The sequence below is a fragment of the Ruegeria sp. SAZD011 genome, assembly GCF_059612545.1.
This window is the reverse complement of sequence record NZ_JBXWQU010000038.1, coordinates 19161-44713: the sequence shown is the minus strand read 5'-3', so window position 1 is coordinate 44713 and position 25553 is coordinate 19161. Positions and strand designations below refer to the sequence as shown.

The 25553-nt window shown below is 64.1% G+C and carries 30 protein-coding genes; 13 read left to right on the top strand and 17 right to left on the bottom strand.

Annotated features, from left to right (window positions below; all coding sequences use genetic code 11):
- Nucleotides 1-15 precede the first annotated feature (15 nt).
- On the bottom strand, nucleotides 16-711 hold the full coding sequence (locus tag AC2FLM_RS18855) for an EI24 domain-containing protein (RefSeq protein WP_496859476.1): 696 nt from the start codon (nucleotides 709-711) through the stop codon (nucleotides 16-18).
- Nucleotides 708-1286 carry a nitroreductase family protein gene (locus AC2FLM_RS18850; protein WP_496859475.1) on the bottom strand — a complete coding sequence of 193 codons (579 nt, stop codon included), beginning with the start codon at nucleotides 1284-1286 and terminating at the stop codon, nucleotides 708-710. Before AC2FLM_RS18850 ends, AC2FLM_RS18855 begins: the two co-directional genes overlap by 4 nt.
- A gap of 149 nt (nucleotides 1287-1435) precedes the next feature.
- On the opposite strand from AC2FLM_RS18850, the gene AC2FLM_RS18845 reads away from it, so the two are divergent.
- Together AC2FLM_RS18845 and AC2FLM_RS18840 are read left to right on the top strand one after the other, a co-directional pair.
- Nucleotides 1436-1618, top strand: a complete 183-nt coding sequence (locus AC2FLM_RS18845; RefSeq protein WP_496859474.1) for a hypothetical protein — start codon at nucleotides 1436-1438, stop codon at nucleotides 1616-1618.
- A 43-nt stretch (nucleotides 1619-1661) separates the two neighbouring features.
- On the top strand, nucleotides 1662-1940 hold the full coding sequence (locus tag AC2FLM_RS18840; protein ID WP_496859473.1) for a DUF167 domain-containing protein: 279 nt from the start codon (nucleotides 1662-1664) through the stop codon (nucleotides 1938-1940).
- A gap of 3 nt (nucleotides 1941-1943) precedes the next feature.
- Here the strand turns inward: AC2FLM_RS18840 and AC2FLM_RS18835 are convergent, their stop codons facing one another.
- Nucleotides 1944-2183 (bottom strand): DUF8831 family protein, encoded by a 240-nt coding sequence (locus tag AC2FLM_RS18835; RefSeq protein WP_234139366.1) that lies wholly within the window; start codon nucleotides 2181-2183, stop codon nucleotides 1944-1946.
- A gap of 120 nt (nucleotides 2184-2303) precedes the next feature.
- Between AC2FLM_RS18835 and AC2FLM_RS18830 the strand changes: the two genes are divergently transcribed.
- From AC2FLM_RS18830 to AC2FLM_RS18815, 4 genes are all read left to right on the top strand, one after another.
- Nucleotides 2304-3020 carry a M48 family metalloprotease gene (locus tag AC2FLM_RS18830; RefSeq protein WP_496859472.1) on the top strand — a complete coding sequence of 239 codons (717 nt, stop codon included), beginning with the start codon at nucleotides 2304-2306 and terminating at the stop codon, nucleotides 3018-3020.
- A complete protein-coding gene (locus AC2FLM_RS18825; RefSeq protein WP_234182959.1) occupies nucleotides 3017-3385 on the top strand; it encodes a YigZ family protein in 369 nt (122 codons plus the stop codon). Before AC2FLM_RS18830 ends, AC2FLM_RS18825 begins: the two co-directional genes overlap by 4 nt.
- Nucleotides 3386-3456: 71 nt before the next feature.
- Entirely contained in the window at nucleotides 3457-3708 is a 252-nt protein-coding gene (locus AC2FLM_RS18820; protein ID WP_234139369.1) for a DUF6455 family protein, read from the top strand.
- Nucleotides 3709-3737: 29 nt separating this feature from the next.
- The gene (locus AC2FLM_RS18815; RefSeq protein WP_234139370.1) at nucleotides 3738-3995 is read left to right on the top strand and encodes a DUF6455 family protein; all 258 of its coding nucleotides are present in this window, start codon (nucleotides 3738-3740) and stop codon (nucleotides 3993-3995) included.
- Here the strand turns inward: AC2FLM_RS18815 and AC2FLM_RS18810 are convergent, their stop codons facing one another.
- From AC2FLM_RS18810 to rimO, 3 genes are all read right to left on the bottom strand, one after another.
- Nucleotides 3996-4238, bottom strand: coding sequence for a CDGSH iron-sulfur domain-containing protein (locus AC2FLM_RS18810; RefSeq protein ID WP_234139371.1), 243 nt, complete (start codon nucleotides 4236-4238; stop codon nucleotides 3996-3998). It abuts the gene before it with no gap.
- Nucleotides 4239-4395: 157 nt separating this feature from the next.
- Nucleotides 4396-5100, bottom strand: a complete 705-nt coding sequence (locus AC2FLM_RS18805) for a hypothetical protein (protein ID WP_496859471.1) — start codon at nucleotides 5098-5100, stop codon at nucleotides 4396-4398.
- Nucleotides 5082-6473 carry a 30S ribosomal protein S12 methylthiotransferase RimO gene (gene rimO, locus AC2FLM_RS18800; protein ID WP_496859470.1) on the bottom strand — a complete coding sequence of 464 codons (1392 nt, stop codon included), beginning with the start codon at nucleotides 6471-6473 and terminating at the stop codon, nucleotides 5082-5084. Before rimO ends, AC2FLM_RS18805 begins: the two co-directional genes overlap by 19 nt.
- 97 nt (nucleotides 6474-6570) lie before the next feature.
- Between rimO and AC2FLM_RS18795 the strand changes: the two genes are divergently transcribed.
- A complete protein-coding gene (locus AC2FLM_RS18795; protein WP_496859469.1) occupies nucleotides 6571-8511 on the top strand; it encodes an AsmA family protein in 1941 nt (646 codons plus the stop codon).
- A gap of 229 nt (nucleotides 8512-8740) precedes the next feature.
- On the opposite strand, the gene AC2FLM_RS18790 is transcribed toward AC2FLM_RS18795, so the two are convergent.
- The 4 genes from AC2FLM_RS18790 to AC2FLM_RS18775 are packed head-to-tail and all read right to left on the bottom strand — an operon-like array spanning nucleotide 8741 to nucleotide 13448.
- Complete coding sequence (locus AC2FLM_RS18790; RefSeq protein WP_496859468.1) at nucleotides 8741-10237, bottom strand: phosphomannomutase/phosphoglucomutase; 1497 nt, start codon at nucleotides 10235-10237, stop codon at nucleotides 8741-8743.
- Between the two features lie 20 nt (nucleotides 10238-10257).
- Nucleotides 10258-11091: a 3-deoxy-8-phosphooctulonate synthase gene (gene kdsA, locus AC2FLM_RS18785; protein ID WP_234218585.1), complete on the bottom strand. Its 834-nt coding sequence runs from the start codon at nucleotides 11089-11091 to the stop codon at nucleotides 10258-10260.
- A 4-nt stretch (nucleotides 11092-11095) separates the two neighbouring features.
- Nucleotides 11096-12811, bottom strand: a complete 1716-nt coding sequence (locus AC2FLM_RS18780) for a KpsE/RkpR family capsule polysaccharide export protein (protein ID WP_496859467.1) — start codon at nucleotides 12809-12811, stop codon at nucleotides 11096-11098.
- Complete coding sequence (locus AC2FLM_RS18775; RefSeq protein WP_234143197.1) at nucleotides 12789-13448, bottom strand: ABC transporter ATP-binding protein; 660 nt, start codon at nucleotides 13446-13448, stop codon at nucleotides 12789-12791. The genes AC2FLM_RS18780 and AC2FLM_RS18775 overlap by 23 nt, the downstream gene beginning before the upstream one ends.
- 261 nt (nucleotides 13449-13709) lie before the next feature.
- Here AC2FLM_RS18775 and AC2FLM_RS18770 point away from each other — a divergent pair, with 261 nt between their 5' ends.
- Both AC2FLM_RS18770 and AC2FLM_RS18765 read left to right on the top strand, forming a co-directional pair.
- Nucleotides 13710-14336 carry a uracil-DNA glycosylase family protein gene (locus AC2FLM_RS18770; RefSeq protein WP_496859466.1) on the top strand — a complete coding sequence of 209 codons (627 nt, stop codon included), beginning with the start codon at nucleotides 13710-13712 and terminating at the stop codon, nucleotides 14334-14336.
- Entirely contained in the window at nucleotides 14305-15102 is a 798-nt protein-coding gene (locus AC2FLM_RS18765; protein WP_496859465.1) for an SseB family protein, read from the top strand. The genes AC2FLM_RS18770 and AC2FLM_RS18765 overlap by 32 nt, the downstream gene beginning before the upstream one ends.
- Nucleotides 15103-15117: 15 nt before the next feature.
- Here the strand turns inward: AC2FLM_RS18765 and AC2FLM_RS18760 are convergent, their stop codons facing one another.
- Nucleotides 15118-16125, bottom strand: a complete 1008-nt coding sequence (locus tag AC2FLM_RS18760) for a hypothetical protein (RefSeq protein ID WP_496859464.1) — start codon at nucleotides 16123-16125, stop codon at nucleotides 15118-15120.
- A 261-nt stretch (nucleotides 16126-16386) separates the two neighbouring features.
- Nucleotides 16387-17265 (bottom strand): glutathione-dependent disulfide-bond oxidoreductase, encoded by an 879-nt coding sequence (gene yghU / locus AC2FLM_RS18755; RefSeq protein ID WP_234182967.1) that lies wholly within the window; start codon nucleotides 17263-17265, stop codon nucleotides 16387-16389.
- Between the two features lie 222 nt (nucleotides 17266-17487).
- Between yghU and AC2FLM_RS18750 the strand changes: the two genes are divergently transcribed.
- A complete protein-coding gene (locus tag AC2FLM_RS18750; protein ID WP_496859463.1) occupies nucleotides 17488-18012 on the top strand; it encodes a YHS domain-containing (seleno)protein in 525 nt (174 codons plus the stop codon).
- A gap of 78 nt (nucleotides 18013-18090) precedes the next feature.
- Here the strand turns inward: AC2FLM_RS18750 and AC2FLM_RS18745 are convergent, their stop codons facing one another.
- The gene (locus AC2FLM_RS18745; RefSeq protein ID WP_496859462.1) at nucleotides 18091-18684 is read right to left on the bottom strand and encodes a GcrA family cell cycle regulator; all 594 of its coding nucleotides are present in this window, start codon (nucleotides 18682-18684) and stop codon (nucleotides 18091-18093) included.
- Between the two features lie 150 nt (nucleotides 18685-18834).
- On the opposite strand from AC2FLM_RS18745, the gene AC2FLM_RS18740 reads away from it, so the two are divergent.
- Nucleotides 18835-19626 (top strand): ABC transporter permease, encoded by a 792-nt coding sequence (locus AC2FLM_RS18740; protein WP_234167151.1) that lies wholly within the window; start codon nucleotides 18835-18837, stop codon nucleotides 19624-19626.
- Between the two features lie 60 nt (nucleotides 19627-19686).
- On the opposite strand, the gene AC2FLM_RS18735 is transcribed toward AC2FLM_RS18740, so the two are convergent.
- The 3 genes from AC2FLM_RS18735 to AC2FLM_RS18725 form a co-directional block, all read right to left on the bottom strand.
- Entirely contained in the window at nucleotides 19687-20919 is a 1233-nt protein-coding gene (locus tag AC2FLM_RS18735) for an MFS transporter (RefSeq protein ID WP_234143204.1), read from the bottom strand.
- Nucleotides 20920-21113: 194 nt separating this feature from the next.
- The gene (locus tag AC2FLM_RS18730) at nucleotides 21114-21998 is read right to left on the bottom strand and encodes a DMT family transporter (RefSeq protein WP_496859461.1); all 885 of its coding nucleotides are present in this window, start codon (nucleotides 21996-21998) and stop codon (nucleotides 21114-21116) included.
- A 58-nt stretch (nucleotides 21999-22056) separates the two neighbouring features.
- Nucleotides 22057-22230: a hypothetical protein gene (locus AC2FLM_RS18725; RefSeq protein WP_496859460.1), complete on the bottom strand. Its 174-nt coding sequence runs from the start codon at nucleotides 22228-22230 to the stop codon at nucleotides 22057-22059.
- Nucleotides 22231-22382: 152 nt separating this feature from the next.
- Here AC2FLM_RS18725 and AC2FLM_RS18720 point away from each other — a divergent pair, with 152 nt between their 5' ends.
- Nucleotides 22383-23558, top strand: coding sequence for an aspartate aminotransferase family protein (locus AC2FLM_RS18720; RefSeq protein WP_496859459.1), 1176 nt, complete (start codon nucleotides 22383-22385; stop codon nucleotides 23556-23558).
- A gap of 88 nt (nucleotides 23559-23646) precedes the next feature.
- The gene (gene argF, locus AC2FLM_RS18715; protein ID WP_234218599.1) at nucleotides 23647-24573 is read left to right on the top strand and encodes an ornithine carbamoyltransferase; all 927 of its coding nucleotides are present in this window, start codon (nucleotides 23647-23649) and stop codon (nucleotides 24571-24573) included.
- Here argF and AC2FLM_RS18710 read toward each other — a convergent pair.
- Entirely contained in the window at nucleotides 24548-25525 is a 978-nt protein-coding gene (locus AC2FLM_RS18710) for a LysR family transcriptional regulator (protein ID WP_496859458.1), read from the bottom strand. The two genes, argF and AC2FLM_RS18710, sit on opposite strands and share 26 nt — an antisense overlap.
- Nucleotides 25526-25553 lie beyond the last annotated feature (28 nt).

The window sequence follows — 25553 nt, the reverse complement described above, 5'->3', positions numbered from 1 at the left end:
GCCCCTCCACAGCGTTCAACGCGTGCCGTTCACCGCATGAAAGATATGGGTGAAAGTGGCCGCACCCAGGATCGGGATCAGCAGGTTCACCAGCGGCACCGACAGCGGGATCGCCATCAGGGCACCGGCAAGCCAGATCGTCATCAGGTGTTTCGAGCGCAAGCGGCGTGCCTCGGGCCGGCCGACCCGGCGCATGGCGGCCAGGGTGAAATACTCGCGGCCCAGCAGGAACCCGTTCAGCCCCCAGAAGATGAACAGCGCAAAAGGCGCGAACATCGCATAGAGGACAAAGGCCGCCAGGTTGGCCGCGATCAGCACACCCAGAAAGTTGACCGTGTCCTTGAGCGCCTCTCCAAACGGAACCGTGGTTGCAGGGGGGAGGTTCGGGTAATGCCGGTCCTCGACCGCCTGCGCCACCTCGTCCAGGAACATGGAGGTGATGGCCGAGGCCACCGGCACCATCAGGAACACCGACAACACCAGCATGAAGATCAGCGACGACACGCTGAGCAACCCCCCGACCCAGGTTACCTCGCCCAGCACCGGAAGGGTGACTTCGGGGCCGACCAGCCATTGGATCAGCCACAGGAACAGCGCATAGACCGCCACCAGCAGCGCCAGCGTCAGGCCCACACCCAGACCCAGCACCTTGCGAAAGCGCGGATCGCCGATCTGGCCCAGCGCGGCGAGGAAAGCGTTGACGATGATCATGCCGAGACCCAGGTGGTGATGGCCTCCAGATCCGGTCGGGGCCTGTCGGGCGGGGCGCTGGATTCGGTGGCGATATGGATCAGGCCGGCCACCCGTTCATGGGCTTCAAGCCCAAGCCCCTCGGCACAGAATACGCGGTCATGCGAGGGCCAGCCGCTCAGCCAGTTGGCGCCCCAGCCTGCCGCCAGCGCCGCGTTCAGCAACGCCAGGCAGACCGCGCCAGCCGAATAGGTCTGTTCGATCGCGGGGATCTTGGGGCTGTCCTTCTGCACCTCGATCACCGCCACCGCCAGAATGCCCTGATCGAACTGCGACCGGCCCTTGGCGATATCCTCGTCAGGTTTGCCAAGGGCGCGCCCGCGCGCCTCGGCCAGATCGGCCAGCCGCGCCATCGCGCCCTGTTCCAGCACGACAAAGCGCCAAGGTTCCAGCTTGCCGTGGTCGGGACTGCGCGCGGCTGCGGTCAGGATCGGTCGCAACGCCTCGCGGCTGGGCGCCGGGGCACTCAGCGTCTTGGCGGGGCGCGACCGGCGGGTCAACAGGAACTCCAGGGCGGCATCGTTGCGCGGCGGCATATGTAAATCCTTTTCACATAAATCCTTCTTCGCTATCTCGGTGAGAGGGCGCCGAGTTTCAAGGGTAAATCCTGCGTGAGGACCGGCATTTGCCACGCCGGGATAGCGCACGGACGTGTTAGCATGCGGCACCCGAAGGAGAACCCCTTATGATCCCGCATGCAATTCCGCTGGTGGCGCTTCTGGCGCTGGGCGCTTGCGCTGCGACTGAACCGCAGCCGGTGACCCAGTATCCCGGCAGCCTGCCACCACCCACGGCGCAGCGCGACAGCGACGCGCGTGCTGCGGCAACCGCCTATTACCTGGGGCCGCGCGGAGAAGAGTGGTACTGAGCACCAGGCTGGGCTTTTGCGCGGAACCCTGTAGAACGGGGGCATGGCGAAGCCCAAGGTCAAAACCCTTCCCGATCTGTCGTACCTGGCCCGGCCGGGGCAAGAGATTTTCCTGCGTGTCACACCAAAGGCCGCGCGCGACAGCGTGACCCTGGCGGGAGAGGTGTTGCGGATCACCGTCACCGCCCCGCCCGAGGACGGCAAGGCCAATGAGGCAGTACGAAAACTCTTGGCCCGCGCCATGGGCGTGGCACCCAGCCGACTGGACCTCAGACGCGGCCAGACCGCGCGTGACAAGACCTTTGTCTATCTGGGGGGCTGAGGGTCAGCCCGGCACCTCGCGCAGCTGATACACCCCCTCGGGCAGATCCAGCGCCGCCGCCAGATCGCGCAGCTGTTCGGGCGAAAGGGTGATCTTTTGCATGGTTTCGGTGCGCGGGTCGTATTGCTCGACCGTCACGCATTCGGCAAAGGAATTGATGACCACATCCTCTTGCAAGGGGGTCTCTCCCTCGTCGACAAGCGTGATCACGGTCGAGTCGAATTCATGTTCGATGGTAAACATATCGTCACAGTGACGGCGGCGTCCGGCCAATGCAAGCCCGCGCGCGCGGCTGGGGCTGGAAGCCGCCCGGCGCGCAGGCTAAACTCTGACCTGAATGTCGAAAAACGATAAAGGTTTCCCATGCGGCGGTTTCTGTTTCTGACGGTTGCGCTTGGCTTGTTGTCTGCGTGCGAGGTGTCCGATCCCGGACCCGTCACACCGCTGCCGTCGGTCCCGGACAGCCCGCCGTTGAGCGCAAGCGCAGCGCAATCGGCCTTTGCCAGCGTCTCGGCACGGGTGCGCCCGGTGGCGGTGCGCGAATGCCAGCAGCGCACCCAGGGCGCCAATTGCGATTTCAAGATCGAGGTCGACCCCAACCCCAAGGCGCCGGTCAATGCCTATCAGACCGTGGACAAGAACGGCCGGCCGCTGATCATCTTTACCCGGTCCATGATTGCCACCGCGCGCAATGCCGACGAGCTTGCCTTTGTCATGGGGCATGAGGCGGCGCATCACATTCGCGGCCATCTGGCGCGTCAGAATGCCAGCGCCGTCGCCGGTGCCATTATCCTCGGCAGTCTGGCGGGGCTGGCGGGAGGCGGGTCCTCGACCATCGACGCCGCCACACAGATCGGCGCCAGCGTGGGTGCGCTCACCTATTCCAAGGAATATGAGCTGGAGGCCGATGAGCTGGGTACGGTGATCACCCACAAGGCCGGTTACAACCCGCTGGTGGGGGCGCATTTCTTCTCGCGCATTCCCGATCCGGGCGACCGGTTCCTGGGATCGCACCCGCCCAATGCCGCCCGCATCCAGACGGTGCAGAGAACCGCCAGCAGCCTGGGCCTGACCCAGTGACCGGGCTGACCCGGCTGGGCGTGGTGCTGACAGATCGCGGGTCGAAATACGCGGTCAGCGGCGCCCCCGCCCGCAGCCGGGAGGAGGTGGACGCGGTTCTTGCCGAACTGAAAGCGGACCGCGCCTATGCCAAGGCGACCCACAACACCTGGGCGGCGCTGCTGCCCAGCGGCGCGCTCAAGGCCGATGACGGCGAATCCGGCGCCGCCATGGTGATTCTGCGGATGATGGAGCGCGCCGAACTGGCCGATCACGTCATCGTGGTCACCCGCTGGTATGGCGGCAAAAAACTGGGCGGCGACCGGTTCCGCCGGGTGGGGGATGCCACCCGCGCCTATCTCGATCACCTCGGCCTGGGCGCTTGACCTGCGTCAAGGGCAGGGCGCGCGCTCTGCGCTAATCTGATGCTATCGCCGCCGCGACAGCAGAGGACAACATGGCCGACCGAGACACGCTGAAAAAACACGCCGACCTGTTCGACCGCATGGCCACCACGTTGGGCCACGATCTGGAGGAATCGGCCCTGAAGGGTCAGTTGCGCATCGACGAGATCAGCGATGCGGTTCTGGCCTGCACCGGATGCAGCAATCCCGCGCACTGCTCCGAATGGCTCGGCACCCGCGACACCGCGCTCCAGGCGCCGCAATACTGCCGCAACCGCGCATTGCTCGACCGTCTGCACCCCTAGACGGCCCGCACAGGTTCAAGGAGATTTCCATGGCTCAGATCCCCCTGGGCGATATCGAACGGCATTTCTGGCTGACCCGGTCGGTGGCCCGCACCATCGGCGTGTCCTTTACCGAGGCACTGGCCGAGAAACGCCTGACCGAGGAAGATTACGCCGAACTCGTCACGCGATGCCGTGCCGCGGAATGCACGGAACCCTGCCAGCTCTGGCTGGCCTGCCAGCAGGGCCGGGCCGAGGCCGCGCCCGAGTTCTGCACCAATGCCGAGATGCTGAACAGCCTGCGCTGATCACAGCTTGCTGTGGCTGCCATCGCAGAGCGGCTGCTTGCCCGAATGCTTGCAGCCGCAAAAGAACACCTTCTTGTCCGCCTCGGCGGTGTATTTCACCGGCGAAAACGCGGTCCCCTTGTGCGAGCCGTCGCAAAAGGGCTGTTTCTGCGATTTGCCGCAGGCGCACCAGAAATAGGATTTGCCTTCGGTCACCTCGACCGCAAAGGGGGCTTTCTGGGCGATATCGGGGCTGTCGGACATGTGGCTGTTCCTTTGAGTGGCTGATGTCTGTCGACTGCACGATAGCGCGGATCGGACGCAGGGAAAGGGTGAGGATAAATGGGGACCCATCATGCGTCCTGGGTCAGTCAGCTTTGCGTAGATTTCATCCCGCTTGTTTGAAGGCAAGCAACTATGGCTAGGAATTCGATTGTGGATCTTTTAGCCGGAGGAAACCACTCTTTCCCAGCACTGCTAGGGCAAGAGTAAGGTGATTTTCCTCAGAAACCGTCAGATGGTCTTCTTCGAATCCTCTGATGTCGAAAGCTGTGACCGTGGCTAGCCCATGCACCGCCAGCACATGGCAACTCATTAACAGCTCCGCATACGTCTTGTCATAACGAGGGTCGTAAGAGAACGGGCTTCCACCGTTTAGGTAGGTAATTCCTTCGTTTAGAGACAAGTGACTGACGCCAGTCAGTTGGCTATAAACTCTCCCAAGGAACTTGAGTGCCTTCAAGCGTGGTGTAGCACCATCTTTTTGTTTTCCAGCAAGGATTCCGCGAAGGACCTCAACGCCTTCAATTTCCTGCCTGACTAAGGCAGATGCGCCGACGTATTGCGCCTTCGAAACCGCTGTCTCTACGAGTGAGATATTTTGAAACATGGCGGCTGAGACAGCAGCGCGACGTAGTGAATCCTCGTCAACACTGAGAGGGCAGATAGATTGCGACCGCTCGAAGACTGAGATCACTGCTGAAAGAACGCAGTCGTTCGCAAAGGCCAAGTCTGGCAACTCTGAACGCCAATCAGGAATGTCCGATTGCAACGTTCCGAGTGCCAGCCTGTAGTTGTTGGCCTTTTGGAAAAACTGAAAATCTTTTTCTATCTTAGACGTCCCCACAAGTCATATTCCCCGGCCTCGTCCACTTCGACTGTCACGATATCACCGGGCTGCAAGCCCTCGAATCCCTCGTCGATGAACAGGTTGCCGTCGATCTCGGGGGCGTCCGATTTGGTGCGGCAGGTGGCGGCCTCGTCGTCGACCTCGTCGACGATCACCTCGATCACCTGTCCCACCCGCGCGGCCAGTTTCGCCTCGGAAATGGCCTGTGCCTTTTCCATGAACCGGTCCCAGCGCTCTTGCTTGACCTCTGCCGGAACATGATCGGGCAGATCGTTGGATCGGGCACCCGCCACGTTTTCGTATTGAAAACAGCCCACGCGATCCAGCTTCGCCTCGTCCAGCCAGTCGAGCAGGGTCTGGAACTCGGCCTCGGTCTCGCCCGGGTAGCCCACGATGAAGGTCGAGCGCAGGGTGATCTCGGGACAGATCGCGCGCCAGGCGGCGATCTCGTCCAGGGTGCGCGCCGCCGCCGCCGGGCGGGCCATACGTTTCAGCGTGTCGGGATGTGCGTGCTGGAACGGAATATCGAGATAGGGCAATAGGTTGCACCCCGCATCTGCCATCAGCGGGATCAACTCGCGCACATGCGGATAGGGGTAGACGTAGTGCAGCCGTACCCAGGCGTCGAGCTGCCCCAACTCGCGCGCCAGATCGGTGATATGGCTGCGGACCTCGCGGTTTTTCCACAGGTTGGTGTCATACTTGCGGTCCAGCCCGTAAGCGCTTGTATCTTGAGAGATGATCAGGAGTTCCTTCACACCGTTATCCACAAGCTTTTCCGCCTCGCGCAGCACCGCATGGGCCGGGCGGCTGGCCAGCTTGCCGCGCATGTCGGGGATGATGCAGAACTTGCACTTGTGGTTACAGCCCTCTGAAATCTTGAGATAGCTGTAATGGCGCGGTGTCAGCTTGACGCCCGAGGCGGGCAGCAGGTCGACAAACGGGTCCGGATCGGGCGGGACCGCGCCATGCACGGCATCGAGAACCTGCTCGTATTGATGCGGGCCGGTGACGGCCAGAATGCGCGGATGATGCTCGCGGATATATTCGGGCTCGGCGCCCAGGCAGCCCGTCACGATCACCTTGCCGTTTTCCTTGAGTGCTTCTCCGATCGCCTCCAGGCTCTCGGCCTTGGCACTGTCAAGGAACCCGCAGGTGTTGACGATCACCGCATCGGCGCCCGCATAGTCGGGCGAGATGCCATAGCCCTCGGCCCTGAGCCGGGTCAGGATGCGCTCGCTGTCGACCAGCGCCTTGGGACAGCCCAGCGAGACCATGCCGATGGTCGGCTGGCCGGGGCGGGTGGCGGCGGTGCCCAGGCGGGCGGCGGGGGCCAGGTCGGGGCGCAGGTTCGGAGGGTTCGTGCTCATGGCGCGCATATAGAGGGGAAAGCTTCCCCTTGCAAATGTTGCGCAACCGGAGTGGGCTGACCATATCGCAAGAGGCAAACAGGCAGGGAGCGCACAAATGCGGTGGATCGTGCGAATCGGGATCACTCTGGTACTGGCGGCGGTGGTTCTGGTGGCGGCGCTGCTGCTGTTGCCCGGTGACCGGCTGGCGCGACTGGCCATCGAACAGATCCGCAAACAGACCGGGCGCGAAGTGACTGTCGCGGGCGAGGTCAAGCTCAGCTTCTGGCCGGTGCTCGGGGTCGAGACCGGGCCGGTGACGGTGGCCAATGCCGATTGGGCGGGCAGCGCACCGATGTTGCAGGCACAGGGGCTGGCCATCGGGGTTGCGGCACCCGCCCTGTTGGGCGGCGAGGTGCGGATCACCCGTATTCTGGCCCAGGATCCGGTGCTGCGGCTGGAAACCGCCAAGGGCCGGGTGAACTGGGAATTCTCGCCCTCGGGTGTGACCGGTGGCGCGGCGGCGCCTGCGACATCCGGGGCGGGCGGGCAATTGGTGACGCTTGACGGGCTGGAGTTGAAGAACGCCCGGCTGATCTATGTCGAAGAGGGCAAGACCAGCTTCGATTTCGGTGGTGTCGATCTGTCGGCCAGTTGGCCCGCGACCGACGCACCGCTCAAGATGGCGGCGCGGCTGGAGCCGGGTGCAGGCCCGATCTCGGTCGATCTGACGCTGGCCGATCTGGGCGCCTTTTCGAACGGGCAGGTCAGCGCGATGCAGATGACGATGGCGGCGCCCAGCACCAGCATCACCTTTGACGGGCGTGCCAGTATCGATGGCGCGCTGGCCGGAACCGCCACGCTTGATACCAGCGACAGTGCCGCGATGCTGGCGGCCTTTGGCCAGTCCGGTATCAGCCTGCCGCGCGGGCTGGGGCAGCGGGCCGATCTCAAGGCTCAGGTTACCTATACTGCCGACGGGCGACTGGCTCTGCGCGATCTGGCGGCCGATCTCGACGGCAACCGGCTGAACGGAGCGGCGGATGTGACAGTGGCCGACCCGCCGCAGGTGACTGCGCGTCTGACGGCGGATGCGCTGGACCTGACCGGTCTAGGTGCCGCTTCCAGCGGGACAGGTTCCGGCGGCGGCGACGCGGGCTCGGGATGGTCCGAGACCGCCATCGACGCATCGGCGCTGGCGCTGGCCAACGGGAGCCTGCATCTGACCGCGCGCTCTATCGCTTTGCCGGGACTGGAGCTTGGTCAAAGCGCGCTTGGTCTGTCGCTGGACAACAGCCGTGCGGTTGTCGAGATGGCGCCGGTCTCGCTGTTTTCGGGACAGTTGACCGGTCAACTGGTGGCCAACAATCGCAACGGCTTGTCGGTTGGCGGCGATCTGCGGGCCGAAGGGGTCGAAATGCGCGAGGCCCTGGCAACGCTGGGCGGGATCGAGCGGCTGTCGGGCGCGGCCTCGGGCGAGCTGAAATTCCTGGGGGTTGGCCAGAGCGAGGCGCAGATCATGCGCTCGCTCTCGGGCGAGGGCCGGCTTGCGATGGGGCGCGGAGTGATCTCGGGCTTCGACCTCGACAACCTGATGGGGCGCGGGGCCAAGGGTGGCGGCACCACCGTGTTCAACAGCCTCACCGCCAGCTACCGGATGGACAAGGGCAACCTCTTCAACGAGGACCTGCTGATGCTGCTCGACAATTTCAAGGCCAATGGCACCGGGCGCGTCGGTCTGGGGGCGCGGGATATCGATTACCTGTTCACACCCGTCGCGCTGCGGGCCAATGCGGGGCAGGGAATTGCTGTGCCGGTTCGCATCGTCGGCCCCTGGGCCGACCCGGCAATCCGCCCCGATCTGAGCCAGGTGATCGAAGCGGCGACCGGCCTCGACAAGGAGGCGGTCGAGACCAAGGCCAAGGACGAGTTGCGCCGAAAACTGGGAGAGGAGCTGGATACCGAGATCACACCCGATCAAGATGTTGAGGAGTTGATCAAGGACCGGCTGGAACAAGAGGCCACCAAGGGCCTGCTCAAGCTTCTCGGCGCCGACTGACTTTGGCGGAAAGAGTTAGGGGGGCGCTGCCCCCGTCACCTTCGGTGACTCCCCCGGGATATTTGGGGCAAGAGGAAAGAAGAGGCTCCTGCTCCTTCATTCCGCTCCAAATACTCCGGAGCGCGAGGCGGAGCCTCGCAAAACACCCCGCGCGGAACGCGCGGCCCGGCCCAACGCCTCGGGCCTCTCGTCAGAGAGGCGCGACGGGGAGGGAGCGCCTCTGCCTGGGTCAGATGGTCTGGTCGTAATCGCCCACAGCCGGCTCGGTGCGGATCACCGCGTCGATTTCGGCAAAGATGGCGCGCATCTCGGCTTCGCTTTCGCTGCTTTCACAGACCACCACCAGGTTCGGCGTGTTCGACGACGCGCGGACCAGCCCCCACGAACCGTTGTCAAGGATGACCCGGGCGCCGTTCACGGTGACCACCTCCTTGATGGCGCGTCCGGCAAAGCTGTCTCCGGCGGCATGCTTGGCCACCAGCTTTCCCACCAGCCGCTCCAGGATCGCGTATTTCTCGGTATCGGCGGCATAGGGCGACATGGTGGGCGTCGACCATGTGCGTGGCAGGGCCTTGCGCAGGTCCGACATCGACATCTCGGGGTTGCGATCCATCAGCTTGCAGATCTCGACCGCCACCCGCATGCCGCAGTCATAGCCGCGCCCGACAGGTTCGGCCAGAAAGTAATGGCCGGATTTCTCGAACCCTGCCAGCGCGCCAATCTCCTTGACCCGGCGCTTCATGTGGCTGTGGCCGGTCTTCCAGTAATCGGCCTTGGCGCCATGCTTGCGCAACTCCGGGTCGGCGGCAAACAGGCCGGTGGATTTCACATCGGCCACAAAGGTCGAACCCGGATAAAGCTTGGACAGGTCGCGCGCCATGATCACGCCCACCTTGTCGGCAAAGATCTCCTCGCCCTCGTCATCGACCACGCCGCAGCGGTCGCCGTCGCCGTCAAAGCCCAGAGCAAAATCGGCGCCGCTGGCTTTGACCGTGTCGGCCATGTCATGCAGCATTTCCATGGCTTCGGGGTTGGGGTTGTAGTTGGGAAAGGTATAGTCGAGCTCGTTGTGGCTCGGCACGATCTCGACCCCCATGCGGGCAAAGATTTCTGGCGCAAAGGCCGAGGCGGTGCCATTGCCCGTGGCGCAGACCACCTTGAGCGGGCGCGAGATGCGGAAATCGCCGACCAGATCGTCGATATAGGCCTCTTTGACTCCATCGACGAATTCGTAAGACCCGCCCGGGCGCGCGACGCCTTCGCCGTTCAGCACGATGTCGCGCAGTTCCGCCATCTCGTCGGGGCCATGGGTCAGCGGCCGGTCAAAGCCCATCTTGACCCCGGTCCAGCCATTGGGGTTGTGGCTGGCGGTCACCATCGCGACGGCGGGCACATCCAGATGGAACTGGGCAAAATAGGCCATCGGTGACAGGGCCGGGCCAATGTCCTTGACCTGGAGCCCGGCCTGCATCAGGCCCAGGATCAGCGCATTCTTGATGGACAGAGAATAGTCGCGATAGTCGTTGCCCACCGCGATCACCGGGGCGATGCCGCGGCGGTGCATCTGGGTGCCCAGGCCCAGACCCAGGGCGGTCATGCCGGGCAGATTGATTTCCTCGGGATATTTCCAGCGCGCGTCGTATTCGCGAAACCCGGTGGGCCGGATCATCGCGTCGCGCAGAAAACTCCACGTGTTGGGGGTCACCTCGGGCAGGGGTCTGGTCATGTCGAACACTCGAGCCTTTTTCAGATCTGGATCGGATTTGCCTTGGCGAGCGTGTCGAGTCGCATCAGCATGTCGATAAGGCCCGGCATCTGATCGAGATAGATCATGTTGGGGCCGTCACAGGGGGCGTTATCGGGGTCCTGGTGCGTCTCCATGAACACGCCCGCCACGCCCACCGCCACTGCGGCACGCGCCATGACCGGCGCGAATTCGCGCTGCCCGCCGGATGCCCCGCCCAGCCCGCCGGGCTGGGCCACCGTATGGGTGGCGTCCATGATCACCGGATAACCGGTGCGCGCCATTTCCGGCAGCGCCTGCATGTCGACCACAAGCCGGTTGTAGCCAAAGCTGACCCCGCGCTCGGTCAGCAGGATATTACCGTTGCCGGTGCTCTCGATCTTGGCCGCCACGTTGGGCATGTCCCAGGGGGCCAGGAACTGGCCTTTCTTGACATTGACGACCGCACCGGTCGCACCGGCCGCTTTCAACAGCGCGGTCTGGCGGCACAGAAAGGCGGGGATCTGCAAGACATCGCAGACCTCGGCAACCGGGGCGCATTGCTCCTTTTCATGCACATCGGTCAGAACCGGCACGCCGATCGTGTCCTTGACCGATTGCAGAACCGCCAGCCCCTTGTCGAGCCCGAGCGCGGGCGCGGCATTGACCGAGGTTCTGTTGGCCTTGTCGAACGACCCCTTGAAGACATATTGCGCGCCGACGGCGTCGCAGGCCTCTTTCATCGTGCCGGCGATCATCTGGGCATGATCGGCGCTTTCCAGCTGGCAGGGGCCCGCGATGATGGTGAGCGGGAGGTCGTTGCCGACCGTCAGGTCGGCGATTCGGACATGTTTCATGGGCTTACGAGGATACCTGTTCTCTGAGGATCGACGCGGTGAGCGAGATCATCAGGTAGATACCAGCAAACAGCAGGAATGCCAAAATCGTATTTTCGAAGCTGCGCGGATAGCTCGGCTCGTCGCTGGGGACCGGGTTGACCGAAACGGTCAGATAGCGCACCTGGCGGTTGGCCTCCATCCGGGTGGTTTCCATCTGTTGCAAGGCGCCCTGAAGCATCATGTCCCGGCTGGCCAGATCGGCCTGGGCCATCTGGATGCGAACGCTCAGACGGGCCAGCGAGTTTTCTCCACTGGACGTGTCCAGCATCCGGGCATTCAGATCGTCCAGCACATCGTTGAGCCGCGCGATATCGGCGCGGGCACCATCCACCTTGGCCTTGCTGGGGCGCGCGTTGTCGAGCAGGGCGGCCAATTGCAGCTCCTTCTCCTGCAACTGCACCTCGACCTGGTCGATGCGGCCGCGCAGGCTGGCGATCACGCTTTCGGGGTCCAGCAGCGCGCCCTGCTGTTGCAGCTCGACCAGCGCCTCCTGCGCCTTGCGCCGCTCTTTCTGGGCATCTTCGAAGCTCTTGCGCGCCTCGCGCATCTGGTCCTCGCGCTTCTGGCCGGACAGGTTGTTCACCCGGCTTTCAGCATAGGACAGCAGGCTGTTCGAGAAGTCGGTGGCGACCTGCGGATCGGGGGCCGCAACCTCCATCCGGATCACGCCCTCGGTCGGATCATATCCGATCGTGACGATCCGGGAATAGACCTTGTAGGCCTCTTCGTTGGTGGCGTCGGGGGACAGCCGCTGGATCGGGTCGATCTCTTCCCTCTGGAAATGCGCCTTGAAGCTCTGGTCGCGGTCCAGCAGCAGCATCGCCTCTTTCGACTCCAGGAACGACTGGACCGAGATCGAATCCTGGCTGGTGGCGAATTGCGTACCGGCAAAGAAACCGCCGACCCCGCCAAGCGAGCCGTCGGCCTGAAGGATCACGAATTCCGACTTGCTAGCATACATCGGCGTGGCGACCACGTAGAAGTAATAGCCTGCGATCAGCGTGGGCAGGAACACGAAGAAGGCCAGCCGGGTCAGCAGCTGCATCATCTTGCGGCGGCGACGGCGCATGATGTCCTGCTGGATGCGGCCGATTTCCATCTCGCGGCGCTGAGTCGGGCTCAACTCGGTCGAGGGCAGCATCTGGCGCGGTTGCACCGTCTGCGGCAGTTGAACCTTCGGTTGCGCGCCGGCGTCTTCGACATTGGCCAACTCGGCAGTGTCTCCGCCACGCTGAACCACCAGGTCCAGCATGTTGCCGCGTTCCAGCGGGTCGATGCCTCGGGCGCGCAGCTGGCGCACCGCGTCATAGTCCGAGGTCACCGGCAGGTTGTGTTTCTGGGCCAGCCGTCGGGCCATCCGCAATTGCCGTCCGGTCAGGCCCTCGCGCTTGATGGCGTCGATCTCGGCCTCGGCACCGGTTTCGGCGGCCGAGGACACCTGTCCCTCCATCGCCGCAGGGGCAGCGGGCGCCGCTTCGGGTGCGGGGCGTTGCGGGCGGGCGGGCGTATTGCCGGGCTGCGGCGCAGCCTCTGGGTGCGCGGTTGCAGCTTGCGGGCGCAACGGCGAAACATTGGCCACCGGCTGGGGGCGGGGTGACACCGAGGCCGAGCCTTCGGTCCCCGTGGGGGCGCCGGTCCGACGGATGCGGAATTTCTTAGCCTTGGGTTTGGTAGTCATAGAGCTGTTTCGCTTCTTCCAAGGAGTCGAATACATGCAGTTGGCCATTCATCAGAACAGCGGCCTGCCGGGCGAATTTTTCCAATGTCCCGGGCTGGTGCGAGACGATGACGATGGTGGTCGTGCGCAGCCGTTCTTCGAGAATGGCGCCGGCCTTCTTGTTGAACTCGACATCGGTCGAGGCGGGCATGCCTTCGTCGATGAGATACATGTCGAAATCCAGCGCCAGCATCAAGGCAAACGAGAACCGCGCCCGCATGCCCGACGAATAGGTGCCCAGCGGCTGGTCGAAATACTCGCCGAGGCCGCAAAGCCACCGGCAATAGGCCTCGATATAGTCGGGATCCATGCCATAAAGCCGGGCGATATAGCGCGCGTTTTCCATTGCCGAGAGGCGGCCCACCACACCGCCCATGAACCCCAGCGGGAACGAGATGTTACAGCCGCGGCGGATCACGCCCTCGTCGGGTTTTTCGAGACCGGCCATCATGTTGATCAGGGTCGTCTTGCCGGTGCCGTTCGGTGCCAGAATACCCATCGACTTGCCCAGTTCCACCCGGAACGAGACACGGTCAAGGATCACCTTGCGCTGTGATCCCGTCCAGAAGGATTTGCTGACATTCTCGAATTCAAGCATTTGCTATCTGCTGCGGCCCAATGTCGTCTGTGTCGCATGACCCCATGGCCATGCCCGTTCATCCCCCGTCGGGGCGGGAGTTGTCCACCGGCCTACAGGGGGAATTTGGCTACATTATGTCCAAATGTGAAACAAAAACTCAATCGCGGCCGGAACCTGTCAAGCAGGGATGGCGATCACGTGGGCGTGACCCGGCGCGGGGCTGGAATGGCGGGCGGAACCGGCTATCCTCTGACCCGTCACCTGACAGGAGCCGACCTGATGACCGACCCCGTCGCAGCGCCTCTGGCCGAGCGGATTCGCGCCTGCCGCTTGTGCGCTGACCGTTTTGCCGCCACGCATACGGCACATGAACCGCGACCGGTCGTCTGGTTTCGGCCCGGCGCGCGCCTGCTGATCGCGGGGCAGGCGCCGGGCGCGCGGGTGCATGCCTCGGGCCGGCCCTTCACCGACCCGTCAGGCGACCGGCTGCGCGACTGGCTGGGGATCGGCGAGGAAACCTTCTATGACCTGTCGCGGGTCGCCGTGGTGCCGATGGCGTTTTGTTTCCCGGGCTACAACAGTCAGGGCGCGGACCTGCCGCCGCCGCCGGTTTGTGGAAAGACCTGGCACAGTCGGGTGATGGCTGAATTGGGAGAGATGCCGCTGACCGTGCTGGTGGGCGGCCATGCGCACAAGTATCACCTGGGCGCGCGCAGCCCGGTGACCGAGACAGTGGCCGCCTGGCGGGACCATGCGCCGCGCGTCTTTGCCTTGCCTCATCCGTCCTGGCGCAATACGGGATGGCTCAGGAAAAACCCGTGGTTCGAGACCGAGCTGCTTCCGGTTCTGCGCGCGCGGGTCAGAGAGGTGCTGAATGAGCCAGACCGGAGCGCAAACCCCGCTTGACCGCGCCCATGCCGCGATGGAGGCCGACGCAGACGATGATGCCGCGCGGCTGCGTTTCTTTGAACGGCTGGGCGATGCCGAACTGTTCCTGCTTCTGACCGAAGAGGCGCGCGGCGAGAACCTGTCGCCCGAACTCTTCGACCTGGCCGATGGCCGCTTCGTGCTGGTCTTTGACCGCGAGGAGCGGCTGGCCGCCTTTACCGGCCGTCCCGCCCCCTATGCGGCGCTGTCGGGCCGGGTGCTGGCGGCGATGCTGGCGGGGCAGGGGGTCGGGTTGGGTTTGAACCTCGATGTGGCGCCCTCGGCCATGCTGATCCCGGCCGAGGCGCTGGGCTGGCTGAGCGAGACGCTGGGCCACGGTCCCGACCAGATCGAGGCGCGGATCACCGAGGTGACCGCGCCGAGCGGCCTGCCCGAGGCGCTGCTGTCTGCGCTCGATGCCAAGCTGGTCACCGCCGCCGGACTGGCGCAGGGGGCCTATCTGGCCGGTGTCGTTTATCAGGATGGCGGGCGCGGGCATCTTCTGGGCTTTGTCGATGCACGCGAGGGCGCGGAACCCGCGCTGGCCAAGGCCGCGTCCGAGGCGCTGACCTTTTCCGGGGTCGAAGCGGGCGCGATGGATGTTGGGTTCTTCGCGGCCTCGGATGCGATGGCAGCCACCCTGGGCCGGGTGGGGCTGCGCTTCGACTTGCCCGCACCGCCCGCGCCGCCGCGCGGTCCTTCGGCGCCGGGCATGGACCCGGATGCGCCGCCCCGTTTGAAATAGGGCGGCGCGGTGCGGTCAGGCCGGGTATTGCGTGATCACGATCGGACCGTCATTGGGTCCCAGCGCCTGCGTCAGCAGGGTGCCGTTGGCCTCGTATTGCAGGCAGAGCTGCCAGATCTGGAACGTCACCTTGTCCGCCCCCGGCGGCGTGATGTTGACGCCATAGCTTGACGTGGTCTGCTGGCTGATCGCCAGACTGTGCGCCGTGGTCGATGTATGGGTGAACGAGGTCGAGAGCTGCGCGCTGATCCCGAACAGCGCCTTGTCGATGCCGCCGCCGCCGATGCCCACGGTCAGGCCCAGCGTCTCGGCAAAGCTGTCGGTCTCGGTATCGGTGCTGGTATTGCCCGAGGTTACCGCGATCGAGCGGTTATAGGTATTGCCGGGGTTCAACTCTCCGGCGCCGATCTGCTGCCAGAAATAGCTGGCGCTGATCGGCACATCGGCGGTGCTGACGCCCACGGCGGTGATCCACAGCCCCTGCTGGCCGCTGTCCGAGATCACGATGGTGTTTTCGCCCTGCACCATCTTGGCGGCATCCAGCACAAAGGTCTCGTCATGCCAGTTCTGGTTGGCGACGAACTGGTTGGATGCCACCTGCTGCCCGTTGACCGAGACGCTGATATAGCTCTGGCTGCCGGTGGTGTTCGGGTTCGCCACCCCGGCGCAGGTGACGGTCAGGGTGACATTGGTCGCCTGGGCCAGTTGCAGCGCGAAATTGGCGCTGCCGCCCGATTGCAGGTTCCAGAACCCGGTCGAGGGCGCGAACCCGTTGTAGAGCGGCATGCTGAACAGCGCGGTACGCGAGGGGTTGGCGGTGTTGAAGGCGATGGATTGCGGCGGCACCAGCCGCGAACTGGCGTTCTGGAGCAGCGCAGGTGTGGTCGGGCTCTGGGCAAAGATGCCATCGCCGCTCGGGCTGGGGGGCGGGGTCGTCACGGTCCAGCCAAAGACCGAATAGGAAAAATCCGCGCCCGCATCGAGCAGCATGCAGGGCAGGTCCTGCGTCATCGCCATGTTCATATGGTATCTCCTGAAACTCTTGACCAACGACGCATCGTTGCGCCGTGCCACAGGGATGACCGGATCCGCGCCGCCGCTCAACGCCGGGCTGTCTGGCATTTTCGCCGATTTCGAAACGAAAAGACCGGACCGTGACGGGGCACGGTCCGGTCTTGTGATCTGACACACGGCGGGCGTTCAAAGGGTCGAGCAGCCGAGGGGAAAAACGCTGATTCTGCGCGGCATTTTAGGAAAATGCCACGCATCTTCGGTCGCGTGCGATTAGCTGGCGTCCGGTTCCAGCTTGTCCTGGGTGCGGGTGTCGAAATCGCTGGCGTCGTGGCGCTCGCGCAGCTGGTATTTCGGCTCCCCCGATACACGGTTGACCATGCGGCCACGGCTGACGCCCGGACGGGCATCCAGCTCGCGCGCCCAGCGCATCACATGGGTATAGCTTTCGGCATCCAGGAATTCGGCGGCGTCATAGGCCCGGCCCAGAACCAGCTGCCCATACCACGGCCAGATCGCCATATCGGCGATGGAATAATCGTCACCCGCGATAAAGGGGCGATGCGCCAGTTCGCGGTCCAGCACGTCCAGCTGGCGCTTGACCTCCATCGCGAAGCGGTTGATCGGGTATTCGAACTTCTCGGGCGCATAGGCGTAGAAATGGCCAAAGCCGCCGCCCAGATAGGGCGCGCTGCCCATCTGCCAGAACAGCCAGTTCATCACCTCGGTCCGGGCCGGGCCCGATGCGGGCAGGAAGGCGCCGAATTTCTCGGCCAGATGGAACAGGATCGAGGCGCTTTCGAACACCCGGACCGGTTCCGGGCCGGAGCGGTCGAGCAGGGCAGGGATCTTGGAGTTGGGGTTCACATCGACAAAGCCCGATCCGAACTGATCACCCTGACTGATATTGATCAGCCAGGCATCGTATTCGGCGTCTGCGTGGCCTGCGGCCAGCAGTTCCTCGAACATTACCGTCACCTTGACCCCATTGGGCGTGCCCAGCGAATAGAGCTGGAACGGGTGCTTGCCCACCGGCAGGTCCTTGTCATGGGTGGCACCCGCAATGGGACGGTTGATATTGGCGAACTGGCCGCCGTTTTCCTTGTCCCAGGTCCAGACGCGGGGCGGGGTATAGGGTGTCTGTTCGGTCATGGCTTTCGTCTCGAATGTTACATCAACGGGCGGCGGCACCCGGTTAGGGAGAGCTAGGGGCCGGAAGGGCAAAGTCCAATGCCGGGGCAGGGAATGCAACTGAAACAATAGGCCGGTCCCACTCACAAATCGTCGATGTGGGGTCACAGCCGCGCGAGGTCCGCTGCCAAGGATGGGCAACAAGGATAATCTCGGGTCAACATCAAACGGAGGAACCTCTTCATGAAACGTCTCGCTCTTGCCCTTGCCACCGCAGCCATGACCGCACTGGCCGCGCCGGTTCTGGCTGGTCCGCAATATCTTGACGGTACCGGTTATGCGGTTTCGGGCTATGATGCGGTCGCCTATCGCGGGTTGGCCCAGGCACCGGTCGGCCAGGCCCAGCCAGAGGCGATCAAGGGCCGCGCCGACATCACCGCCGAGTGGAACGGCTCGACCTGGGCCTTTGCCAGCGCCGAGAACCGCGACAGGTTTCTGGCCAACCCGGCCTATTACGCGCCGCAATATGACGGCCATTGCGCCTATGGTGTATCCAAGGGTGGAAAGGTGCCGGGCAACCCGAACCTGTGGCGCATCGTCGATGACAAGCTCTACCTGAACATCACGAAGAACGTTGTAGGTTTCTGGGAGGAAGACATTGCCGGAAACATCAACAAGGCCCAGGGGAACTGGCCGGGGATCGAGGATAAAGCGGCTTCCACCAACGTAATCCCCGATTTCACATCGGCGGCACCGGTCAAGAACTGAGCTGAACCACGTCTGTTTTTGGGTAGTGAGTAACGGTCCGGGACATCTGTCCCGGACTTTTTTCTGCGCGGGCCTGTGTCAGCGGCGACGATCGCGGCGCGAACTCATCGGCTGGAACGCCACGCCGACATGCGCCTCGCAATAGGGTTTACCCTGCTGGACCGGCAGGCCGCAGAACCAGAAATCCTCGGTCGCGGGGTCGCCAACGGGCCATTTGCAGGTGCGCTCGGTCAGTTCCATCAGGCTCAGCTTCTTGGCCTTTTTCTCGACCTCGTTGACCTTGGCCAGTGCCTCGGGGCTGATTTCGTTCGCCGAAGGCTGTGGCGGCAGCGGTTGACCGGCCGGGATGATCTGTTTGCGCGCCGGGATCGGCTTGGCCTCGGCCGGTTGCGGTGCCGGTGCAGGCTCGGGGGCCGCGCGAACCGGTTCGGGGCGCGGCGCGGGTTTGGGCTTGGCCTCTGGCCTGGGTGTGGCGGCGGGCTTTTCTTTTGCCTCGGCCTTGGTCGAGGCTGGTGCCGCGCCCGAGCTGCGATTGGACAGGCCCAGACGGTGCACCTTGCCGATGACCGCGTTGCGGGTGACGCCGCCCAGTTCCTTGGCGATCTGGCTGGCCGACTGGCCCTCGCCCCACATTTTCTTGAGCAGTTCGACGCGCTCGTCGGTCCAGGACATGGTTTGCCTCTCAAAAGCGGGAAAGCGGCCCCAGAGCTGCGGCCGCCTTCGGAAATTGTCTCAGCGCCCTATTCTAGTCACTGCGGGCCGGGTTACAAGGCATTTCGAATCGGGAAAAGGCCAGGGCGGCGGCAAGTGGGAGAGAAGGCGATGGAACTGGGTGTGCGGCGGTTCGGACAGGTGAACTGGCTGGGGCTTTATACGCTTGCCGCGCGCGAGGTGATGCGGTTTCTCGTGGTCTGGACCCAGACCCTGCTGGCGCCGCTGGTGACGGCGGGTCTGTTCATGATGATCTTCTCGCTGGCGGTTGGCGCTGGCCGGGGCGCGGTGATGGGGGTGCCGTTCCTGACCTTTCTGGCGCCGGGGATCCTGATGATGACGGTGATCCAGAACGCGTTTGCGAATACCTCCTCCTCGGTGGTGATCTCCAAGGTGCAGGGCAATATCGTGGATACGCTGATGCCGCCGCTGTCGGCGCTGGAGTTGCTCCTGGGTTATCTGGCGGGCGCCGTGGTGCGTGGGTTGCTGGTGGCGCTTGCGATCGGGGTGGCGCTGGTGCTGGTGCTGGGGATCGTGCCGGTGCACCCGCTGCTGGCGCTGGGATTTGTGGTGCTGGGGGCCGGGTTCATGGGCGCGCTCGGGCTGGTGGCGGGGATCTATGCCAACAAGTTCGACCAGATGGCCGCGATCACCAATTTCATCGTGACGCCTTTGGCGTTTCTGTCGGGCACTTTCTATTCGGTCGAGGCCTTGCCGCCGCTTTTGGGGGGGCTGACCCACGCCAATCCGGTCTTCTACCTGATCGATGGGCTGCGGTTTGCGATGATCGGTGTCTCGGATAGTTCGCCCGCGTTGGGCCTGGCGGTTTGTCTGGGGGCCACGTTGGCGGTCTGTCTGCTGGCCTGGGTCCTGCTCAATCGGGGGTATCGGCTGAAGGCATGAGGCAGCCGGAATTCTGCAAGAATTCCGGCCCGTTTTCCGTGCCGGAAAACGGCGCCCGCTTCAGGCATCGGCGAGCGAGCCGGGTTCGAAGCGAACCCGGGGGCGACCCAGGCGCGGGTGCATCCGGGCGGCGATGGTGAAAGCGCCAAACAGGCCCGCACCGCCGGCAACGAAGATGCCCGCCACCGGCGCGGCCAGCAGCACAAGCCAGGCCACGCCCGGTGTCAGGATGCCCGATACGTCGCGGTAACTGGAATAGATCGCAGACATCTCGGTGCGTTCTGACGGTTTCACCGCCATCAGGAAGGGCAGGCCAGCGCAGATATCTAGCACGATCAGCCAGAACGATCCCAGCATCAGCAATCCGGCGGCGACCGGCGCCCAGCCCGACAGGAGACCCGCGGTCGCAAAACAGAACCCGGCCCCCGCGAAGCCGATCCGTACCGCGCTTTTCAATGAGCGCGCCTGCACCCATCTCAGGATCAGCGGTGCCGCGAACAGCATACCGTTGGTGATAGACAGAAGGATGCCGCCCAGCTGGTCTCCAAGCCCGGCCTCGATCGCGAAGATCGGCAGATAGACCACGTAGACCCACCAGCCACAGGATCGGATCATCGCAAAGAGATAGCCCGCGACCAGCCGGGGCTGGGCAAAGAAGCGGGGCAGAAAGGCCAACGGATTGCGTGCCGGGCGGCGGGCGCGGGCGATCATCTTGCCATTGCCAAGCCTGAGCGCCCAGAAGAGCGCCAGCATCGCCAACGCGGCGACGCCGCTGATCACGAAAGGTGCTGGCGGCCAGACCTCCATCAACAACACCCCGGCCATCGGCCCGGCGGTCCAGCCGAGCGCGCTGTAGAACATCCGGCTGGTTTCGCACCTGCCCAGCTCCACCCGCTCGATGTAATCGAGTACATAGGCGTTGAAACAGATGAAGCAAACCACCGCGGCGACGGTGTTGCAGGCCAACGCGGCGATCGTGGTCAGGGGCGTTCCCTGCACCGCCAGCATCGCCCCGGCCACGAACAACAGCGCCCCTCCCGAATAGGCCCAACGTCGTGGGACATACCGGATCAGGCTGGGCACCATCAGTCCCGCGCCCAGCGAGAGGAAACCGATCAGGAAATAGGCCATCGACACGCGTTCGGCGTCACCCAGCGCCCGGTACATGATCAGCGGAAAGACCGAGATCAGAATGCCGCGAACCACCGCCTCGAGCCCGGCGAGCAAGCCGAAATCCCGTACCGAAGGAGCGGGGGAATGGCGGACCCATTCAGGAATTCGGCGTTCATGCATAGCGGACCATCCGGAGAGTGCGTAGGCTCAGGATCGGTGGGAAAGCGGGGCGGGTCTTGGCGATTTGCGACGCATCCGTCGCCTCGAGGCAAGTTCGACAGATTATCGCGAAGGTGTTACGACGCCAGGGGGCTCTGCCCCCGGCACCCGAAGGGCGCCTCCCCCGGAGTATTTCTGGCGAAATGAAAGGCGGATCAGGTCTTGCGAGCGCGACCTTCGCGCCAGGCCAGGGTCAGGGCTCCGGCGAGGATGATGGCAGCGCCGGTAAGGCTCACCGCGTCGGGCCAGACCTGAAATGCGGCCAGATCGTAGAGTGTGGCAAAAACAAGGGTGGCATAGCTGAAAGGCGCGACAAACGAGGCATCGGCCCGGGCCATCCCGTTGACGAAACAGATCTGCGCACAGGCCATCAGCAGACCGATCCCTGCCAGCGCCGCCCATTGCGCGGGCAAGGGTGTTTGCCAGACCGGCCAGACCGCGACGCTGGCGATGACCAGCCCCATCGCGTTGTTGACAAGCAGGATCTGGATCGGACGCTCGCGGCCCGAAAGCTTCTTGATGAAGATAAGCTCCATGCCCATCACTACCGCGGCACCCAGTGCCAACAGGGCGGCGGGCTGGAAGCTGCCAGTCGCTGGCCGCAGCAGTATGAGCGCGCCCAGAAGGGCAACGACCGCCGCACCCCAGCGCCAAGGCCCGACCCGCTCGCCCAGCAGCGGGATCGCCAGCAACATGGCGAAGACCGGATTCAGGAAAGCGATCGCCGTCGCGTCAGCCATGGGGATATGGGCGACAGCCGCGAACATAAGGGTCACACCCGCCCAGCCAAAGCTTGTGCGGCCCAGGTGCAGCCCCCAATGGGGGCGCCCCAACCGGGGCCGGGTCGTGGCCACGATCGACAGGATCACCGCGAAGGCAAATAGAAATCGCCCGTGGCTGATCTGAAACGCTGGCAGGGCAGGGCCCAGCGCGCTGGTCCCCAACGCCTTGGCCAAGAGCGTCGTGCCGGCGATGAAACCCGTGGCCGCGAAGATCAGCGCGGCGGCAAGGGCGGGATTCTGCGGTTTGGGTTCGAACATGGCCAAGCGGTGCGCTATCTCGTTGAGATTGGCAAGATGCCGCCGCAGCGATCCTGCATCATCCACCGGCGGGCGACTTGCCCGAAGCCCTTTTCACCGGGCAGGCATTCTTAATTTCGATGAGAGTGCAGGTGGAGACGGGGTTTCCATTTTGTTGCATCTCCCCCTTCAAAAGGGGTTTTCTTCGGGCGTTTCCTCCGTTATGAAACGCGACATGATCAAACACGCTCATATCCCGTCTCTCCGACGCCGACGCGCTACCGCCTGAGCGGTCGTTTGATCCATGCGTGCCAGTTTTGCTACGCGCACCCTGCTTTCCAGACATTGACCTGAACGCCCCGCTATGCCCTGCATCGGGGACAACCCTCAGACAAGGATGATCCCATGATTCCGTCCGTCCTGCCGACCTATAACCGCGCGCCGCTTCACTTCGTGAAGGGCGAAGGCGCCTGGCTGACCGAGGCGGATGGCCGACGCTTCCTCGATCTTGGCTCGGGCATCGCGGTGAATGCGCTGGGCCATGCCCATCCCGCGCTGGTCAAGGCATTGACCGATCAGGCGCAGAACCTGTGGCACGTGTCGAACCTCTACCAGATCCCGCAACAGCAGGCGCTGGCCGACAAGCTGGTCGAGCACACATTTGCCGATACGGTGTTCTTCACCAATTCGGGCACCGAGGCCTGCGAACTGGCTGTCAAGATGGCGCGCAAGTACTTTTACGACAAGGGCCAGCCCGAGCGGGTCGAGATCATTACCTTCGACGGCTCCTTCCATGGCCGCTCCTCGGCAGGCATCGCCGCCGCGGGGTCGGAAAAGATGGTCAAAGGGTTCGGCCCGCTTCTGCCCGGTTTCGTGCACCTGACCTTCGGCGATCTTGATGGTGTCACCAACGCGATCACGGAAAAAACCGCCGCGATCATGATCGAGCCGGTGCAGGGCGAGGGGGGTATTCGTCCGGTTCCCGATGCCGAGTTGAAGGCGCTGCGCCAGATCTGCGACGATCATGGTCTCTTGCTGATCCTCGACGAGGTACAGTGCGGCGTGGGCCGGACGGGGCGGCTCTTTGCCCATGAATGGGCCGGTATCACGCCCGATATCATGATGGTGGCCAAGGGCATCGGCGGGGGCTTCCCTCTGGGCGCGGTGCTGGCCACCGAAGAGGCCGCAAGCGGTATGACCGCGGGCACCCATGGCTCCACCTATGGTGGCAATCCGCTGGGCTGCGCCGTGGGCTGCGCGGTGATGGATCACGTGGCCGATCCGGCCTTTCTGGCCGAGGTCAACCGCAAGGCCGCATTGCTGCGCCAGCGGCTCGAAGGGCTGGTCGCCGCCCACCCGGAGGTGTTCGAAGAGGTGCGCGGGTCCGGCCTGATGCTGGGGCTGAAATGCAAGGCGTCCAATCTCGACGTGGTCAAGGCGGGTTATGACAACCTGGTCATCACCGTCCCCGCCGCCGATAATGTGATCCGCCTGCTGCCACCGCTCACCCTGACCGAGGACGACATCGCCGAGGCCTTCACCCGCCTGGATGCCGCCGCAAGCCAGGTCGAAGCCGCCTGATCTTCATTTCGCCAAAAATACTCCGGGGGAGTCGCCGTCAGGCGAAGGGGGCAGCGCCCCCGCCCCGGCCAGAAGAAAGCCTAAAGACATGAATCACTTTCTCGATATCCACAAGACCGACGCCGCCGACCTGCGGACCATGATCGACCAGGCGGGCGCCATGAAACAGGCCCGCCTTGGCCGGCCCAAGGCCGCGCCCGATGACGAGCAGCCGCTCAAGGACCGGATGGTGGCGCTGATCTTCGAAAAACCCTCGACCCGGACGCGCGTGTCCTTTGACGTGGGCGTACGGCAGATGGGTGGTCAGACCATGGTGCTGTCGGGCAACGACATGCAGCTTGGCCATGGCGAGACCATCGCCGACACCGCCCGCGTGCTGTCGCGTTACGTGGACATGATCATGATCCGGACCTTCGACGAAACCGTGCTGACCGAGATGGCCGAATATGCCGACGTGCCGGTGATCAACGGGCTGACCGACCGCAGTCATCCCTGCCAGATCATGGCCGATGTGCTGACATTCGAAGAACATCGCGGCCCGATCGCCGGCAAGAAGGTGGTCTGGACCGGGGATGGCAACAATGTCTGCTCGTCTTTCCTGCATGCTGCCGGACAGTTCGGCTTTGACCTGACCTTCACCGGCCCGGCCCAGTTCGACCCCGAGGAAGAGTATATGGGCTATGCCCGCCAGAAGGGCTCCAAGGTCGTGATCGAGCGTGATCCGTTCAAGGCGGTCGAGGGGGCCGACCTGGTGGTCGCAGACACCTGGGTGTCGATGCATGACGCGCAATCGGCCAAGGAACGCCGCCACAACCTGCTGCGGCCCTATCAGGTCAATGCAGAGCTGATGCGCCATGCCAAGCCGGATGCGCTGTTCATGCATTGCCTGCCCGCCCACCGCGAGGAAGAGGCGACCTCCGAGGTGATGGATGGCCCGAACTCGGTCATCTTCGATGAGGCCGAGAACCGCCTGCACGCGCAAAAGGCGATCATGCGCTGGTGCCTGGAGCAGTGATCGGGGATTGCCCGGCCATCGTGCCGGGCATCACCAATGCCTGCGCCTCCGGCCCTGCGAACCAGTCGTGCAGCGCCGTCTCCACCACCTGAACCACCTTGCGTGGGGGGCCTTCAGCCCGCCCCGAGACCAGGTGCAGACAGGGCAGTCCGCCACCCAGAGGTCGCGCAACCAGCGAGTCTCCTGCATAGCTCAGCATCGTTTTGGGCCGCATGTTCAGCACGGCGATACCCAACCCGGCCCCGACCAGCGCCCGCACCATTTCCAGCGTGCTGGCCGTGGCTACGATGTGCGGCTCTATCCCGGCCCGTCGTAGCAAACCACGCACATATGGGCCTGCAAGCGGCAGATCCAGCACCACCATCGGCTGTCCCGTCAAGGCTTGCGGATCGATCTCTGCGTCTGCGGTCAGGGCATGGCCTTCGGGCAGCAGCACATAGGGTGGCAAATCCAGCAGCGGACGCGTTTCCACACCGGCCAGCAACTCGTCCCCGGCAAAGATGCTGATATCCAGCCTGCCTTCCAGCAAACCGGTCTGCGCGGTGATGTTGTCGCATTCGCGCAGATCCAGCGTGATCTTCGGGTGCCTTGCCAGCAGGGGGGTCAGAATGGCTGGCAGAAACGCGGGCGCGGTGGGGGCGTAATAGCCGATATGCAATTTGCCCTGCAGCGCATGACCCAGCGCGTAGCCTTCGTGCATGACGTCGCCATAGTTATCGATCAGCCCCCGCACCCGCGCAGCCAGTGCCTGACCGGCCGGGGTTGGCGCTATGCCCCGGGCCCGCGCACGCCGGACCAGCGTTGTGCCGAACTCTGCCTCAACCCGGTCCAGCGCAGCGGCCACTGCCGATGGTGCCAGGTTCAAGGCCTCTGCCGCGCCGGTGATCGATCCGGTTTCGACCGCAACCATGAAAGACCGCAGCATGCGCAACGACAGGCGCAATTCATCCATATCCAGGCCCCAAATCAAATTTTCTGTT